This window comes from Mesotoga sp. BH458_6_3_2_1 (genome assembly GCF_003664995.1).
Classification (GTDB): domain Bacteria; phylum Thermotogota; class Thermotogae; order Petrotogales; family Kosmotogaceae; genus Mesotoga.
Window position 1 is genome coordinate 104,586 of sequence record NZ_JFHL01000026.1, and the last position, 17,077, is coordinate 121,662.

Annotated in this window: 16 protein-coding genes; 10 read left to right on the forward strand and 6 right to left on the reverse strand. The window is 46.0% G+C overall.

Translation table 11 applies throughout. The annotated features are described in order from the left end of the window. Positions 1-383 precede the first annotated feature (383 nt). From Y697_RS12135 to deoC, 3 genes are read right to left on the reverse strand one after another with little or no spacing between them, the layout of a single operon-like run. A complete protein-coding gene (locus Y697_RS12135; RefSeq protein ID WP_121551918.1) occupies positions 384-1,904 on the reverse strand; it encodes an FGGY-family carbohydrate kinase in 1,521 nt (506 codons plus the stop codon). Between the two features lie 32 nt (positions 1,905-1,936). After that, positions 1,937-2,605 carry a transaldolase family protein gene (locus tag Y697_RS12140; RefSeq protein ID WP_121551920.1) on the reverse strand — a complete coding sequence of 223 codons (669 nt, stop codon included), beginning with the start codon at positions 2,603-2,605 and terminating at the stop codon, positions 1,937-1,939. Positions 2,606-2,628: 23 nt separating this feature from the next. Further along, entirely contained in the window at positions 2,629-3,327 is a 699-nt protein-coding gene (gene deoC, locus Y697_RS12145; protein WP_121551922.1) for a deoxyribose-phosphate aldolase, read from the reverse strand. A 253-nt stretch (positions 3,328-3,580) separates the two neighbouring features. Here deoC and Y697_RS12150 point away from each other — a divergent pair, with 253 nt between their 5' ends. From Y697_RS12150 to Y697_RS12165, 4 genes are read left to right on the forward strand one after another with little or no spacing between them, the layout of a single operon-like run. Continuing rightward, positions 3,581-4,591, forward strand: a complete 1,011-nt coding sequence (locus Y697_RS12150) for a substrate-binding domain-containing protein (RefSeq protein ID WP_121551924.1) — start codon at positions 3,581-3,583, stop codon at positions 4,589-4,591. 26 nt (positions 4,592-4,617) lie between these two features. Next, a complete protein-coding gene (locus Y697_RS12155; RefSeq protein WP_259462550.1) occupies positions 4,618-5,682 on the forward strand; it encodes an SIS domain-containing protein in 1,065 nt (354 codons plus the stop codon). A gap of 31 nt (positions 5,683-5,713) precedes the next feature. Further along, positions 5,714-6,823, forward strand: a complete 1,110-nt coding sequence (gene nagA / locus Y697_RS12160) for an N-acetylglucosamine-6-phosphate deacetylase (RefSeq protein ID WP_121551928.1) — start codon at positions 5,714-5,716, stop codon at positions 6,821-6,823. Between the two features lie 36 nt (positions 6,824-6,859). Continuing rightward, entirely contained in the window at positions 6,860-7,918 is a 1,059-nt protein-coding gene (locus Y697_RS12165; protein ID WP_121551930.1) for a GAF domain-containing protein, read from the forward strand. A gap of 890 nt (positions 7,919-8,808) precedes the next feature. On the opposite strand, the gene Y697_RS14745 is transcribed toward Y697_RS12165, so the two are convergent. Then, positions 8,809-8,958 (reverse strand): hypothetical protein, encoded by a 150-nt coding sequence (locus Y697_RS14745; RefSeq protein ID WP_183083810.1) that lies wholly within the window; start codon positions 8,956-8,958, stop codon positions 8,809-8,811. Positions 8,959-9,354: 396 nt separating this feature from the next. Here Y697_RS14745 and Y697_RS12175 point away from each other — a divergent pair, with 396 nt between their 5' ends. The 6 genes from Y697_RS12175 to Y697_RS12200 all read left to right on the forward strand — a co-directional run bounded on the left by Y697_RS12175 (position 9,355) and on the right by Y697_RS12200 (position 15,648). Then, complete coding sequence (locus Y697_RS12175) at positions 9,355-10,692, forward strand: MATE family efflux transporter (RefSeq protein WP_121551932.1); 1,338 nt, start codon at positions 9,355-9,357, stop codon at positions 10,690-10,692. 299 nt (positions 10,693-10,991) lie between these two features. Then, a complete protein-coding gene (locus Y697_RS12180) occupies positions 10,992-12,095 on the forward strand; it encodes an ABC transporter substrate-binding protein (protein WP_121551934.1) in 1,104 nt (367 codons plus the stop codon). A 63-nt stretch (positions 12,096-12,158) separates the two neighbouring features. Further along, positions 12,159-13,100, forward strand: coding sequence for a branched-chain amino acid ABC transporter permease (locus tag Y697_RS12185; protein WP_121551936.1), 942 nt, complete (start codon positions 12,159-12,161; stop codon positions 13,098-13,100). 4 nt (positions 13,101-13,104) lie between these two features. After that, on the forward strand, positions 13,105-14,151 hold the full coding sequence (locus Y697_RS12190) for a branched-chain amino acid ABC transporter permease (protein ID WP_121551975.1): 1,047 nt from the start codon (positions 13,105-13,107) through the stop codon (positions 14,149-14,151). After that, positions 14,148-14,942 (forward strand): ABC transporter ATP-binding protein, encoded by a 795-nt coding sequence (locus Y697_RS12195; protein ID WP_121551938.1) that lies wholly within the window; start codon positions 14,148-14,150, stop codon positions 14,940-14,942. The genes Y697_RS12190 and Y697_RS12195 overlap by 4 nt, the downstream gene beginning before the upstream one ends. Then, entirely contained in the window at positions 14,932-15,648 is a 717-nt protein-coding gene (locus Y697_RS12200) for an ABC transporter ATP-binding protein (RefSeq protein ID WP_121551940.1), read from the forward strand. Before Y697_RS12195 ends, Y697_RS12200 begins: the two co-directional genes overlap by 11 nt. A gap of 10 nt (positions 15,649-15,658) precedes the next feature. Here Y697_RS12200 and Y697_RS12205 read toward each other — a convergent pair whose 3' ends face one another. After that, complete coding sequence (locus Y697_RS12205) at positions 15,659-16,288, reverse strand: glycerol-3-phosphate acyltransferase (RefSeq protein WP_121551942.1); 630 nt, start codon at positions 16,286-16,288, stop codon at positions 15,659-15,661. 7 nt (positions 16,289-16,295) lie between these two features. Continuing rightward, complete coding sequence (locus Y697_RS12210) at positions 16,296-17,069, reverse strand: DUF1295 domain-containing protein (protein ID WP_121551944.1); 774 nt, start codon at positions 17,067-17,069, stop codon at positions 16,296-16,298. Positions 17,070-17,077 lie beyond the last annotated feature (8 nt).

A 17,077-nucleotide genomic window follows, 5' to 3' on the forward strand; every position in this document is an offset into this window, starting at 1 on the left:
TTGTTCAAAAGCGTATAAGTTGTAATTAGCCATGATGGCTGGATACACAAATAGTCTTCATTAATTGTTGAGAATTAGTGGAGCGGTGATGTTCAAAACGAGGTTAGCAGAAGGGAAAAATGGAGGAAAATGATTCAGTAATTGACCTAGGAGACAACACTTTTGAACATGCGTGGGAAGCCATTTCAAGGTGATTCCTGTCGAAAAACAAGGGTTATGAACTTAGTATGTTCAAAAGATAGGTTTGTTCAGGAAAAGAATTTCCCTACATTGAGGGCTTTTTTGAAGAAGGTTTCCAGAAGGAAGAAAAGAACAGGGTGTCGCAGCCATTATGCTAAAAGATCCGCGACACCCTGTTTCAGTACAACTCCCGTAACGTTAGCCTAACCCCTTCTGACTCCATTAAGCCCTTCAAATGTCTTCTCTAGAGCAAGATATGATTCTTTGAACAGGTCGTAGAGTCTCAGGTAATCTTCTTGCTGTTCCCCGCTCGGCTCGATTTCTTCGACATCAACGACGAAATTCCGAACCGCGGAGAAATTAAAAAGACCGGCACCTACTCCGGCAATCATTGCCGCCCCGATAGAAGTAGCTTCATCGACGTTTTGCGGAATGGTGATAGTCTTTCCGAGAATGTTTGAGATCATTCGCTTCCAAATTCTGCTTTTTATTACTCCTCCAATGACCCTGATCTTACCTATAGGCAAGGATTCTTCCAGACTTTCCAGAATCCATTTCAGATTCATAGAAACGCCTTCGATTACCGCTCGCACGATATCGACCTTATTGTGGGAGGCCGACAATCCTATGAAAGTACCTCTTGCATTGGAATTCCATATCGGACTTCTCTCTCCAAGCAGATACGGAAGATATAATATTGATTCACTATGACGTTGAGATTGGCAGAGTTGGGTGTCGAGATAAGAATAGATATCACGATCGCTTTCTTTCATGGATCCATCACAGTACATAGTATCCTTAATCCAGCTGTATGAGGTTCCGGCGGCCTGCATAGTGCCGGACGGAAAGTAGAGGCCTTTTACTGCATGCGCCCCGGAAAATACTCTCATTTCCTTCTCAAGTAGAGGCTCTTCAGCAATTGTGGAAATCCAGGCCGAGGACCCGAGATAAAGGTAAGTATCGCCCACTTCAACGGCGCCTGCCCCCACGGCCGCACTACAACCGTCTCCTGCCCCGAGTATTACTCTGCATGAGTTTGGAAGGCCAAGGTCCGCAGCCACTTCTTTCTTTATTTCTCCAAGGTCGGTAATGGAGGCTTGTACATCTGGAAGCTTTGAGCTCTCAATTCCGAGAGCGAAAATCAGTTCTTCAGACCACTCTAACCTCGAGATATCAAATAGAGCTGTCATGACGGCATCGGAAAAGTCTGTCGCAAACTTACCTGTCAGGCGAAGGTTTATGTAATCCTTTGCCTGAAGAAACTTGAAAGTTCTTTCATAGAGATCGGGTTCATACTTTTTCAGCCAGGCTATTTTCAACCCCTGATACGTTGGTGAGAGCCTGGAACCGGTTATTTTGTACAGATTGCTTGCCGGAACTTTCTCTAGGAGTTCTTCTACCTGTTCGGTGCTTCTCGAATCTGCCCAAATCATTGACCTTCTGAGCACTTCGCCCGATCTATCTACAGGCACTACTGCCATCATCTGGCCGCTAATACTGAGTGCAGAGATTTCTTTTCTGTCGATTTCTGCCTTCTGAACGATTTCGGAAGTTGTCTTGCAGAAGGCAGTCCACCACTCCTCGGGATCTTGCTCAACCATTCCGGGTCCGGTGTAGAAGGTTTCATAACCGGCGAAGGATGAAGCGACGAGAGAGCCTGTTTGGCTGAACAAAGTCGCTTTATCTCCAGTTGTTCCCAGGTCATGTGCCATTATGTACTTCAAGGAAAAACCTCGCTTTCAGAGAGAATGGTATCTCATGATCTCAGAGGAACCCATTCACGGTCTTCAATAGAATCCCAATCGGCCTCGAAATTGTCGATCGCCTTCAATGTGCCGCTGTGTGAGAAAAACTCGTTGTACATACCTACAGGAAGCGACATTCCGTAAATAGGTAGCTCGGCCATCTTGGATATCTGAGTTAGAGTCTTGAAGCTTGCGGCAATCAACTTCGTCTCGTAGTCACCGTTGGACAAGACTTTCTGCATACTACCGACAACAGAGAGATCTATTCCCAGGTTTTCGATCCTGTTCGCATATGGCGCCACATAGTCGGAACCGGCTTCTGCAGACATCAGCACTTGAGGAACAGAGAAAACACCGGTAATCAAAGTATTGATATTCATCTTCTTGAATTCTCTCAATACCCTAATGCCCGTTCGCGAGAAGGGGATCTTGAGAATTATCCTTTCGGGATCTAGCCTGAAGAGTTCCTGTCCCTCCTTGAGCACTTCATCGTGACCTCTAGAGGCACACTGGACAAAAAGAGAGCCCGTGAACCTATTCAACATATCCTTTATGACTTCGAGCGGTTTTCTTCCCGTTCGCTTCAAAATACTTGGATTAGTGCTTATCCCGGAAAAGAAACCTAAATCGAACAGTTCGCTTATCGCCTGTACATTTCCATCATCTATAAAAAGCCTCATTTATGCCTCCATTCATATTCCTTTCATTTAAGATCGGCTATACCAGGGTATTTTTCGGTAAATTCCCCGTATATTGCTATCGCACTGCTGGAACCGAAAATATCCGCTCCTGCAGCCATGAAATCCTCAACCTGAGAGAGAGATTTCACACCTCCCGATACCTTTATTCCTTTCTGATCTCCAACAACTCTCTTGATTATCTTGACATCCTCTACCGTGGTGGCTCTGGAACCGTAGCCCGTACCGGTCTTGACGAAATCGACGTAAGGAAGCTTCATCAGAATAGAGCAAGCCTTTTCAATTTCGACTGTATCGAGATAAGATACTTCGATAATTACTTTGCAGGTTACATCCTTCAGGAGACCGGAAAGATAAGAGATCTCCCTTTCAAAGTAATCCCATTCTCCGGACTTCATAGCGGAGATATTGGCCGTTATATCGATATCTCTCACTTCGGGACCGAGCCTAAGAGACTCTCTAATCATATACGCCTTGGTTTCTGTCGTCTCGAACCCGAAAGGAAAACCCGACCCGCAGGCCGCCGAGATATCCGTACCTCTGACCTTCTTAACCACTCTGTCCATCAAATACCACGGAACAACAATCGCCCTGAAATTACAAGATACGCTATCGTCTATAAAGACTTCTGACTCTTTTATTGTAGCGGTCGCTTTCAGAAGAGTACTGTCGAACCTTTTAGAGAATCTGTCAATCCTTTCCAAAGGGGCACCTCCGTAATCGAAATGAGCGAGATAATCACACAAAACTCATCGAAATATATGATAGCGGTATCATAGTTATTGTAAATCAATTATATAACACAAAACTCGAAAAAATTGAACACCTATCTATGAGCTAATTCGAAGCATTAATAAAACTTGACATAATATTAGATTTTGAGATAGAATAGACATGAAATATGATAGCGGTATCATAAAGAACCATGTATTCGGACATTTGAGCAGGTGATGAGTTATGGCAGCAACGCTGGATGACATTGCGAAAGAGACGGGCCTCTCGAGGGCAACGGTAGCGAGGGCGATCGGGAAATATGGATACGTCAGCAAGAAAGCGAGAGAAAAGGTCATAGCGGCTGCAAAGAAACTTAACTACAAGCCAAACTACATTGCCAAGAGCATGGCTACCGGTGAGACGAAAAATATAGGTTTGATTGTGGGCGATATTCAGAATCCCTTTTTCTCTACGATAGCGAGAGCGATAAGCGATGTTATTGTCCCAGAAGGGTACAGTTTGATTGTCACAAGTACGGACGAAAAAGTGGAGGTCGAGAAGACATCTATAGATCGATTTTTTCAGAAGCAGGTAGATGGCTTGATTCTCGCTCCGGTTTCGCGTAGCAATTCCGATCATTTGAAGGATCTTGTGAAGTCCGAAATTCCCATAGTTCTAATTGACAGAATCATTGAAGGTCTTGATGTTGATATGATTGTCAGCGATGACGTTGGTGGAGGCTTTGAGGCGGCTGAATATCTTCTGGAGCTTGGTCACAGGAGAATCGGTTTCCTTTCGGATACGCTTGACATTAGCACAAACTACGATAGGATTGCCGGATACAGCAAGGCCCTTTCAAAGTACGGCATAGCTGAAAAGCAGTCGTGGGTAAAGCTTGGCGGCTTCAGGGTTGAGGGAGCTTATAAGAGCGGAGTCTCTCTCTTGGGTCAGAACAAAGATATTACAGCGGTAATAGCAACAAACAACTATATGGCGGCGGGACTCCTTCTTGCTGCGAAGGACATGGGAATTGAGATTCCGCGAGATCTATCGGTCATAAGCTTCGATGATATTGTTTGGTTTGATCTATGTAATCCTCCAATAACATCAGTGGCTCAGGATACGAGAGAAATCGGCAGTATAGCCGCAAAAAGAATATTGATGAACATAAAGGGTCAGCGATATGAAAAGGGGCTAACCAGACTGCCTACACGACTGATCATAAGAGAATCATGTACCTCACCAAGAGACTAATTAAACTTCTTGATAGATATTTGGAGGTGTTTGGATTGACACTGGAAGATTTTTTGACTGATGCAAAACAAAGCGTACTCTTTACTGCCCCTTCTCTTGAGAAGGATCTTTCCGCCTTCCTTGAAGAGCATACAGAAAGGATCAAGAATCTTGCGAAGACTGCTTTAGATAAAGGCTATAAGCAGATTTACTGGGTAGGTAGCGGGAACTCCTGGTGTAATCTCTATTCAGGAGACTATATACTCAACAAGATGACGGATCTTCCCTCTAATTACTTCAAGAGTTATGATTTCATATGGACGAATCCTTCAAGACTTGACAAGGACGCATTGGTAATACTGGCCTCCTTCTCTGGAAATACCGAAGATACTGCGGCAGCACTTAGATTTGCCAACGAAAAGGGAGCGACAACAATTTCATTTACAAGCAAACCCGACAGCATTTTGGCAAGGGAAGCTGACGAATCGATAGTCTACGATTCTAATGGACTGTTTATACTTCCACTCGCCGGAGCCTTCATTTTCAGTCTTGAAATGGCCAGGCTAAAAGGGAGAGACGTTTCGAAGTTATACGAGCAGATAAAGATAATGCCTGAGCTGCTGGGCAGAATATACAAGGAAGAGGAATCAAGAGCTTACAGACTAGCCAGGAAGTACCAGGAGAGTGATCTCTTTTACGTGTTAGCAAGCGGAGCGGCCTACGCTATAGGCTATAAGTTCGGACTGACTGTCTTCATGGAAAACATGAGAGTCAATGCTTCATTCATGGAAACGTCGGAATTCAGGCACGGACCTGCAGAAATGCTGGACGGTCACAAGCCCTTAATGGTCTTCCTTGTGGGGAGCGACGAATCTAGAGACATGAGCGAACGGGTCATGAAAATCGCTGAATCTAACGGTGCAGAGATAATACGCTTTGATGTGAAGGATTATGGCGACTTCGATCCACTCTTCGCCCCCTTCCTTCTGATGATCCCTCTCCAGTGGTTCGCAGTATATTCGGCGTACTACAGGGGCATCTTCGATCTCGATGAGAGGGTCCTTATGGGAAGAGGAAAGATGTCAACGGGTAATCAAATAACCTGGCCATGATTTTTTTCATAACAGGGAGGATTGAAGGCAGATGAGATTCGAGAATGTACTGGTTGTTGATCCTATCGATGGAGAGTTTGTAGGAAGTGTTGAAACTGAAGAAAACGTAATCTCGAGAATTGAGCGAATTCAAGGGGCTCAAGAATTCGAGAGAATACTGATGCCGGGATATGTCGATCCTCACACTCATGGCTCAGTAGGTGTGGACACTCTTTCCATGAATCAAAAAGATCTAGAAAAGTGGGAGAACTTCCTTTACACTCAGGGAGTAACTTATTTCCTGCCTACTACTATGTCATCGACTCCTTCGGCAATCCTTTCTCCTGCTAGAGTAGTAAGAGATTACATAAAGAATAACAGTATGACTTCAGTTGGGGGCATTCACTATGAAGGCCCCTACCTGAGTCTGAAAAGAAAGGGAGCTCAGAATCCAGAACTCATTCGAAGCATAGACCTTAAGGAAATTGAGGAGACGCTAATCGAATCGGTGAAGCTCATTACTATGGCCCCGGAGCTCGAGGGATTCTCACACGCGCAAGAACTGATACAGAAGCGCGGTATAACTCTTTCGTTGGGACATACCGATGCAACTTACGAAGACATGGAGAAAGCATATAACCAAGGCTGCGATAGAATAACCCACTTTCCAAACGGGATGAACACTCTTCATCATAGGGAACTGGGCTGCGTTGGAGCTGTTCTTTCGCTGCCTTTTTCGGTAGAGATGATAATTGACGGAATTCACTCTTTGCCGGGTTTTGTGAAGCTAATCTTCGGAATAAAGGGCCCGAAGAAGATTATGATAGTCACCGATACTATAGATGCGACAGCCATGCCCGATGGAGAGTATGAACTGGGCGGACAGAAGGTCATTCTGAAAAATGGAAGACCTACTCTTGAGGACGGAACAATTGCCGCGGCCGTACTTGTCTTCAGCGGAGCTGTAAGAAATTTCAGAGAATTCACAGGATGCTCACTGAAGGAGCTTGCAATGGTATCCTCCCTCAATTCTCTGAATTCTATTGGCATAAAGGATCGCGGAAGAATCTCCGAGGGTTATCGCGCAGATATGGTATTACTGGATGAAAATCTTTGTGTTAGGGAAACCATTCTGAATGGGAAGACAGTGTTTCAATCCTGAGTAGGATTTCTTTCTACCCAGTAATGGAGGGGTCGTGTGGAGCCAATTAAAGTGTACATCGTTGACAACGGTACGGCGGAGATCAAGACATTATCTGAACGGATTTCAAAGCTGAGATGGAACATGCACGTGGAGACGGTTTCAGAAGATCCCTTTGTCGGAGAAACCTCGAGGTCCAATCAATTCTATACACTGAACAAATATCTAAAGAGCAAGTATGAAGGTTTCTCCAGCTTGATTGACGACATGATCTTTCTCGTAAGCCTTGACGATCCTTTGAGGCCCGGTAGAATAGTCGAAGCCAATAACAGCGTGGTTCAGAAGCTTGGATTTTCTTACGAAGAGCTTCTTGAGATGAGTTTTTATTCGGTGGCTGGCGATCTTGATAATGAGATGAAGAAGATCAGAGCAGATCTTCAAATAAAGGGAATGTGTACGACGGATTCATTTCTTACGATGAAGAGTGGCGAGAAGCTTCAAGTTGAGATTTGCCTGAAGGTTCTCGACTTGCAGAACTCCATAGTAACAATGGTTGTGGCTCGAGACACAGGCGCCTACCGGAAGATAGCGGCAGAGCTTCAGTGGAGAGAGAATTTCGAACGGGTCATTTCAGAGGTTTCCGGAGCACTCAAGGAGTACGAGAACATAGATGACGCGATAGAAAAGGCGCTTGGACAACTTGGAATGCTCACTTCTGCAGACAGGTCCAATGTCTTCTTGCTGGACTACAGAACTAATTCTACCAGAAACACCCACGAATGGTGTAGAGAAGGTGTAATGAGCGCCAAACCCCATCTTCAGAACATGCCGTTCGACGATTTCTCGTGGTGGATGAAGGAAATGAAAAAAGGCGGGGTACATTCTTATGTAGTCAGTGATCTCCCTGAGGAGGCAAGCAGAGAAGCCGAAGTTCTTTCGCAGCTGGGAATCGTTTCACTTGTCGTCATTCCAATTTTCTCTCGTCAGAGGCCCGTAGGTTTTGTCGGACTTGAAAGGCTTAACGGCCAATTTGATTGGAGCAGGGCAGACATAGAGCTTCTAGAGGTCTTCGCCGGATTGATATCCGGAGTTATCGAATACTCGAGATTCATGTGAAGGGAAAAAATCAACCTGAAGGTCAGAGGCGTCAGGATAATTAAGGAAAAACCGCCTTGGTCCTTTGGGAAGAGCAGTTACAAGCTTTAGGCGAGAAGAAGAATAAAAGACTCGACGCAAGGCGCCGAAGAACATGGGCGGACGCAATGCACTGAGGAGCGTCAGTGGACGCAAGGCTGGACTAGAACATTTCAAGAAGTGATGCTGGGAAGAGCATCTCAGGAAGTGATGCGCCGAAAGATCCCGGCGGAAGTGATGCCCGGAGGATCGTCCGGGGAAGTGAGGCTGCTTCGCAGGAGGCAAAAAGGGGCCAGTCTGCTAACCGAGGCAAGTTAAAAAGCGAGAATCATCGCCGCCAGTGAAAGCTTCGCTTGCCGAGGCCAGTTCCGCTTCGCGGGGAAAGAGCAGATGAACGCCGCTAAGAACCACGTTATCCGTCAACGGTCCTCCGAAAAAGAAGAAGAATAACCAGAGCAGAAGTGATGCCGCTTCCAGATCCTACACCCGACAACCCCAGGCCCGGCTCTTCCTGGCTCTTGATCTTAAATCCCCGCTCGAGCGGGGGGGACCGCTTGCGGTGGGGTGTGTGCTCTTTGAACAACGTTTAGAATAGGTTGGCTCCTCGCAATTGAACGACAAATTTACTCTTCACGTTATTTGGTCTGTGATCCATATGTATGGTTTTAAAAGCAACCAAGAACGCACAACGAATAACCGTTATCAGAGCATTATTTCAGGCGGCAGCTTTTCCATACTTTAGATACTCGTGCACACCCTCCGCCACTATGTGGCCCTTCTCCCTCAAGGGAGGACTTAAGATCAGGATCATCAGGAGCCAAACACAGCATTCGCACGAGAACCAGCATATTAGTGGAATTTAACTCCCTGACTCATGGGTAATAATGAGCTCTCGAGAGCGGATTAAAGAGCTTTTCAATATCGCGGAACCTTACCAGCCCTCTTTGCTTTTCCCTTCTCTCTACTCTCTGAATAATGGTTTGACCAAGAACGGTTATTCTGAAAACTCCCAATTCCGTCATTCCGACAAAGCTCCTGGTCGGAATCTCTATGGTATTTCTTCACGGCTCTCCTCAACGAACGGATAACCGTCCAACGGCGAAATAGTCTCTCCAAGAGTTTTCGTCCCCGCGAAGCGGGCCTTGCGTCCCCGGATGCTTCTCCGGGCATTGCGACCTGGCGTGGTCTTCGCCAGCCTTGCGTCCACTGATGCTTTTCAGTGCAATGCGTCCCACCGAAGGTGGCATCACTTCCTCGCGCCAGCGAGCCTCACTTCCTGCCGGAGGCAGCATCACTTCTGATCTTGATGCCACCAACCGCCACCCCTGACCCCGGCTTAAGTTTGCTTCTTCGCTTCTTATTTCGTAACTGTTGTGTTATAAATGAAATAGTACGTAATCGAAATCATGGGAGCAGAGATGAAACGAGTCAATATTCTAAATGAAAGCATGATGAGCGCCCTTCTTAAACTCGCCTGGCCGGCGGTTCTTACCATGCTCTTCCAGACCGTTTACAATATGGTCGACGCTTACTGGCTCGGGAAGTTGGGGAAAATTGAGATCTCCGCTCCCACAATTGCTTGGCCTGCAATCTTCTTGCTGATCTCTATCGGTGGAGGGCTGGCAGTAGCGGGACTGGCTCTCGTCTCTCAAAATCTTGGGGCAGGAAGAAAGGAAGAGGCCTCTCATGTAGCCGGACAGGTGATTTCCATAAGCTTAGTTGTCGCAGTGATTCTAGGTCTTCTCGGTGCGATCTTTTCCGAGGCCGTATTGAAGCTTCTCAGTATTCCGCCAGAACTGCTTTCAGTAACCAATATATACATGAGAACGATCTTTCTAGGAGCTCCCTTCACCTTCACGATGTTCACTTTCAACTCACTCTTCACCGCTATCGGTGATACAAAAACACCGATGTACTTGATGGGTTTCTCTGTAACGGTAAATGCGTTTCTCGATCCTCTCTTGATATTCGGTATAGGCTTTCCGAGACTGGAGGTCTTCGGAGCCGCTCTCGCAACTGTAATATCAAGAGGATTTGTTGTGATCGTTGCGACAGTCATTCTATTCAAGGGAAAGAGAGGATTCAAAGTCAATTTCAGAGATCTGAGACCGAAGTGGAAGACTCTTGCCCGCGTCTTGAGGATAGGTCTCCCCTCCTCTGCCGGACAGTCTATAACGGCTCTCGCATTTCTAATAATCACTTCGATGGTTGCTGGCTTCGGTTCGGTGGCAACCGCTGCCCTGGGTGTGGGGAATAGGATAACATCACTTGCAACTATGTTCTCTTTCGGCCTTTCACAGGCAACGTCATCGATGGTCGGGCAGTATCTTGGCGCCGGAAGGAAGAATGATGCTTATTCAGTTGTATGGAAGGCGACCGGAATAAACGTGTTGATTGTTGGAGTGATCTGCACCGGTACGTTCTTCTTTGGGAAGGAAGTGACGGCTTTTTTCATCAATGACCCGCTTGTCTTGATTGAAGGAGAGAAGTACTTCAGAATAGTCTCCTTTTCAATACCGGTCTTCGCAAGTTACAACATCTTCGACATGGCTCTAAGAGGCTCGGGCCATACGATTCAGTCGATGATTCTCAATATCACCAGACTATGGGGAATACGCCTTCCCCTGATATACTTCTTCGGTCTGTCCATGGGAACCACAGGAATCTGGTACGCAATGCTGGCGAGCAATCTTGTGATTTCGTCTGCGGCAGCCATGGTTATCTTCATGAAGCGGTGGCTCAAACCGGTTATCTAGTACAGACTATGTCAAGTCCAATGTGAGGCAATTACTACCGTTTACAGATGATGTCTTCGATATGTTACCAAAATTCTCTTCATTGTTTCACTTCTTAATATTTCCTTATTGTCATTAGTGGTACTATTCGTACAACATGCAAAAGCTCGAATTTCTGCGTTCTGGCTAGTTAAATGCGCTTTCGGGGGAATAATTAGCTTAGAACACCGATTTTTGTACTTGCTTCGATATCAGAAAATGTGCATCAGATTATGGGTTAGTCTCATTCACTTGTAACCACTTCAGGAGGAGGTAGAAGTATGAGAAAACTCTTTGTAATTCTTTCAGTTGTTTTTCTTTCCGTATCAGCACTTGCTTCAATTAAGGTGGGCGCCATTCTTCCAATGACCGGGGGCGTTGCAGCGTTCGGCCAGATGATCTGGCAGGGTGTGGAACTTGCAAACGAGCTGTTCCCGGGGGTCCTTGGAGAGGAAATCGAAATTATCTTGCTAGACAACAATTCCGATAAGGTTCAGGCTGTGAACACCGCACGTCGTGCTATCGAGCAGGAGGGGGTTGTTGCGATTATCGGGCAGGTAATAAGCTCGAATACGATTGCCGGGGGAACGGTGGCAGAAGAGAACGGAGTTGCGATGGTTTCACCAAGTTCAACAAATCCACTTGTAACTCAGGACAAAAAATACGTTTCCCGTGTCTGCTTCAGCGATCCTTTCCAGGGAGTGGCAGCTGCATTGTTGGCGTTCAACAATATGGGAGCGGAAAACGTCGCAGTCTTCGTAGATGTTGAGCAAGACTATGCCGTAGGATTTGCCAATTATTTTAAGGAGACTGCTATTGAACTCGGAGGGAGCGTTTTCTATGAGTATTACAAATCGGGAGATCAGGATTTCACTGCGCAGGTCTCTGACGCTATCTCCAAAGGAGCAGGCGCCTTCTTCATTCCAGGATACTATCAGGAGATCGCGCTCATAGCTATCCAGGCAAGACAGCTGGGTTTCTACGATCCAATAATTGCAGGTGACGGAGCAGCAGTTCCTGAAACTATTGAAATTGGCGGAGACGCTGTGAACGGATTGTATTTCACAACTCACTATGATGCGGGAAGTCCGGCGTTGACAGAGAATGCAAAGCTCTTTGTAGAAGCCTACACTGCAAAGTACGGTGAAGCGCCGGGAACATTCACTGCCCTCGGGTTTGACACATATTTGGTCGTCAGGGACGCAATAGAACGTGCGGGGAGCACAGATCGAGAAGCAATAGCCAAGGCTGTAAGACAGACAAGGGATTTTCCTGCCGTGACAGGGATAATCACAATCGATGAAAATGGTGATGCGATTAAGTCTGTTGCGATTGTGAAGATCGAAAACGGCAAGTTCGTCTACGATACAACGATCAATCCTTAAAGAAGACGGGGCTCGAATGAGCCCCGTCCTCCCCTTTCTTCTTGATCGGCCGGAGGTGTGAGCTTGGACCCTAAGACTCTCTTACAGAACTTTATTAACGGTCTTAGCCTTGGTTCCCTATATGCTCTGATAGCGATAGGCTATACGATGGTTTACGGGATTCTAAGACTGATAAATTTTGCTCATGGAGACATCTTCATGATGGCCGTTTATTTTGCTCTCTTCTTTGTAACACTTGCTCAGCTTCCGTGGTATCTGGCGGCTGTTCTTGCCATAGCTTGTGCTGCTTTACTGGGATTTACAGTTGACAGGATTGCTTACAAACCAATAAGAAGTGCCCCAAGAATATCTGCGCTTATAACGGCCATCGGTGTCTCTTTCTTTCTAGAAAGCCTTGCGGTAGTTGTGTTTTCGGGCATTCCTAGATCGTTCCGAACTATCTTTCCCCAGTCATTGAACGAGATGATTATCATCGGTGGTCATATGGAAGTTAAGTACGGCAAGGAAGTAGTGTTGGGCGGCATAAGGTTTCCAGTAATATCACTCATAACACTTATTGTTGCAGCTATTGCTCTCGTTTTTCTTTGGTGGTTCATTTTCAAAACTAAGGTCGGAATGGCAATGAGGGCAGTTTCTCTAGATATTCAGACAACATCGCTTATGGGAGTAAATGTAGATCGTGTGATTGGAATGACATTTGCCCTGGGGTCGGCTCTCGCGGCTATTGGTGGAATACTTTGGGCAATCAGGTATCCCCAGGTATGGCCTTACATGGGCTTTATACCAGGAATGAAAGCCTTTGTTGCCGCTGTCTTTGGTGGGATAGGATCTGTACCAGGAGCAGTACTCGGAGGCTTGATACTTGGGATCACCGAAGTGATGATGGTCGGTATAATGCCGAGTGCTGCGGGTTACAGAGATGCTTTTGCGTTCTTCATTTTGATAATAATTCTCTCAATTAAACCCTCCGGTTTACTGGGTAAACAGGAAGCAGTGAAGGTGTGATTTGATGAAGCAACGGACGAAGACTTCACTGACATTGATCGCACTTCCTTTGATTGCGTTTCTTCTCTTTCTATCGCAAGAATTTCTGAACAGCTATTATTCGAGAATAATTACACTTATTGGAATCTACGGAATAATGGCTGTCAGTCTCACGCTCGTAAATGGTATATCCGGAGTCTTTTCGCTGGGACATGCCGGATTCATAGCACTTGGTGCATACACTTCAGCGCTACTGACGCTATCTCCCAAGCAGAAGGAAATGACGTTCCTCATCGAGAAGCTGATTTGGCCACTGAATTCGATTCAGATTCCCTTCTTCTGGGCGACAATAATTGCGGGGCTGGTTGCGGCGATATTCGCCTTCTTGATTGGGTGGCCGTCGCTAAGATTGACGGGTGATTACTTCGCAATTGCGACACTCGGCTTTTCTGAGATAATCAGAATTTTCGCGTTGAATCTCAATTCGATAACTAACGGAGCACTCGGGCTGAAGGCACTACCAGATCACACAAATGTGTGGTGGGCTTGGGGATGGTTGCTAGTTACGGTTGCCTGTGTGATGAGCCTTTCTTACAGTTCTTTTGGCAGGGCGTTGAGGGCGATAAGAGAAGATAGGGTTGCAGCTCAGGCTATGGGAATAAACGTCTTTAAGCATCAGCTAATGGCCTTTGTAGTAGGCGGTTTCTTTGCAGGCATTTCTGGTTCTCTGTACGGACACTGGCTAAGTACAATCGATCCAAGGACAAACACTTTTGGGATACTTCTCACATTCAACGTGCTTATCATGATTGTGTTGGGCGGTTTGGGAAGTATAACGGGAGCGATTATCGGGGGTGCACTATTCGCATTCTTGAGTGAATGGCTGCGATTCCTGGAAGGCCCTATGAATCTATTTGGCTTCAAAATCATGGGGATGAGTGGAATGAGGATGCTTGTCTTCTCAGGCCTCTTTGTAATAATCATGATCTTCTGGCCTAGAGGACTGATGGGAAGGAAAGAGTTTTCCTGGGAGGGTCTCGCATCTCTTTTCAGAAGGGGAGATAAGAGATGAGCCTATTAACGCTGGATAATACGACGATGAAGTTTGGAGGACTTACAGCAGTGGAAGAAGTTAGCCTGTGTGTAGAGGAAGGCGAGATCTTCGGACTCATCGGTCCAAATGGAGCGGGCAAAACAACGGTATTTAACATGATTACCGGCCATTATAAGCCAACAAATGGTCGTATACTGTTCAAAGAGAATGAGATAACAGGTCTTCCACCGGATAGGATTACCAGAATTGGCATTGCCAGGACCTTTCAGAACATTAGGCTTTTCAAGGATCTTACCGTCTTAGAGAACGTCATGGTTTCTCAGCATCACACGATAGCCAGCAACGGAGCAGCTTTAAGCTGGTTATTAAGGAGCGTTTCTCGGATAGGCTATGCAGACAGAGAAAGCGAAATGAAAGCCAAGGCGCTTGATCTGTTAAGTGTGTTCGGTATTGAAAGGCATTCAGATGAAAAATCTAGCTCGCTCCCCTATGGTTCACAAAGGGTTCTTGAGATTGCAAGAGCAATGGCTACCGGTTCCATTCTCCTGCTTCTCGACGAGCCTGCCGCCGGAATGAATCCTTCAGAAACTGCGAGCCTAGTTAAGACGATCAGGAGAATTCGAGATGATTTTGGTCTCACGATTTTGCTAATAGAGCATGACATGAAACTAGTTATGGGTCTTTGTGAAAGGATAATGGTATTGGATCACGGAAGGACAATAAGTGAAGGAGACCCTGCCTTTGTTCAAAAGGATGTGAGGGTTATCGAAGCCTATCTGGGTAGGGAGTGGGTAACCGTTGGAAAATGAAATTCTTAGCGTTGATGAACTGCAGGTCTCCTATGGAGTAATCAAGGCGGTGAAAGGAATCACCCTTTCCGTTGAAGAGGGAAGCATTGTGACGATTATCGGTTCCAATGGGGCAGGGAAGAGTACTACCTTGGGAGCTATTAGCGGATTGATTAGGCCATCCGGAGGAAGCGTTTCTTTCAGGGGTATCAACATAAATAAGCTCGGAGCCGCCAGAACTGCAAGGCGGGGAATTTCTCTCGTACCTGAGGGAAGAAGAATCTTCTCCAATTTATCAGTAAGGGAAAATCTCCTTATGGGTGCCTACAATAGAAAAGACAAATCGGAAGTAGAGGAGAATTTCGAGATGGTTTTCTCACTCTTTCCTGTGCTGAGAGAAAGACTAAAACAGTCTGGCGGGACTCTTTCCGGAGGTGAGCAGCAGATGCTCGCTATAGGGCGTAGTCTGATGGCAAATCCAGATCTCGTTATGATGGATGAGCCTTCGCTAGGTCTGGCGCCGATTGTAGTTGAAGAAGTCTTTCTAGCGATTCATAAATTGAATTCGAAAGGCGTAACTATTCTACTTGTAGAACAGAACGCAGCAAAGGCGTTGGAGATTTCTGAATACGCGTATGTCTTGGAAACAGGCAAAATTACTCTTGAGGGTCCTGCAAAGGAGCTTCTGGAGAGTGAAGAAGTTCGAAAAGTGTATCTGGGTATTTGAGAAGTGACCCTCAGGTCCCTTCTTGTATGGTCTTTTTCTTTTTTCTTACGTGCGCCCTCAGTCCCGGTTCTTCCCCTTGCAAAATCCTTTGGATATTCTCGAGATTTCTAGCTATCATAATCACTGCAATGGGTATCAGCAGAAGAGATATTCCCCATCTGTACCCAAAGATTCTGAAAAGGAAGATCATTACTGAAGAGACTGCGATAACGCCCGGAGCCGAGTAGTCCGTTATCGCGATAAAAGCGAGAAGTATGACCATACAGATCAGGGCGACTTGATAATCAAGACCTATAAGGCCGCCGGCCAGTGTTGCAGTTCCCTTCCCGCCCCTGAACTTCAGGAAGATGGGATACATATGACCGATCGCGGCAAAGCTGGCTGCAATGAAAAGCATCTGATAGGTCCAGTGAGGGGAGACGCCTTTAATAATCAAGATTGTTCCCAAACCCTTCATGAAGTCGATAGCTCCGGTGAGGATTCCGATCTTCCAGCCCTTTACGGCCACCATATTCGAGGCTCCCATATTACCGGTGCCCTGCTTTCTTATATCGAATCCATAGAAAATCTTACCTATGAGAAATGCTGTGGGAATAGATCCAATTAGATAGGCAAAGAGCGCAGAGAATAAGATTTCCATTTCTTCGTCACGACTTCCTTCTCGAGAACCAGGGGATAAATGCGTTTGTTTCCTTCATGTACTCCCTGAATGCCGGGTACTGTTTGTATTTCCTTTCAAGATATGGCACTCCTGAAACGAATCTCAATAAAAAGGTTATTGTTATCGGGCTTATAATTGCCCATATTCCACCTTCAATTGAAAGAGCGATGACGAATACACCCCACCACTGAACGGCCTCGCCGAAATAATTAGGGTGGCGAGAGTATCTCCACAAGCCCTTTGTCATTATCTCTCCGGGTTTCTTAGTCTTTACGAAATCCCTTAACTGCATATCTGCTATTGCTTCGACAGCGAAGCCGCAGACCCAAATAAGAATTCCGAGAATGTCCAAAAATCCAAATTCCCTTCCCGAATGGCTATTAATGAGCATTACTGAGTAAGAGACAATCACCATAAAAAGACCCTGCAACATATAGATTTGAAGGAAGGATCTGATCAATACCTTCTCTCCCCACTTCTCTCTCATCTGTACATACCGAAAATCTTCACCACGGCCCCAGTTTCTCTTGAATATATGGGTAGTCAACCTTATTCCCCAGAAGGAGATCAGTACCGTTGCAATTATCTGTCTTGCATTGAATTCGCCGTATACGAAAAGTGTGAAGAGCGCGACTAAAACGAAACCGGTACCCCACCCTATATCGACGACAGAGTTGTCTTTCTTTGCGGTCCCGATTACAAAGAATACCGACATATAGCCAACAACTACCAGAGCGTTGAACAGAATTACATACGCCATTAATTCAC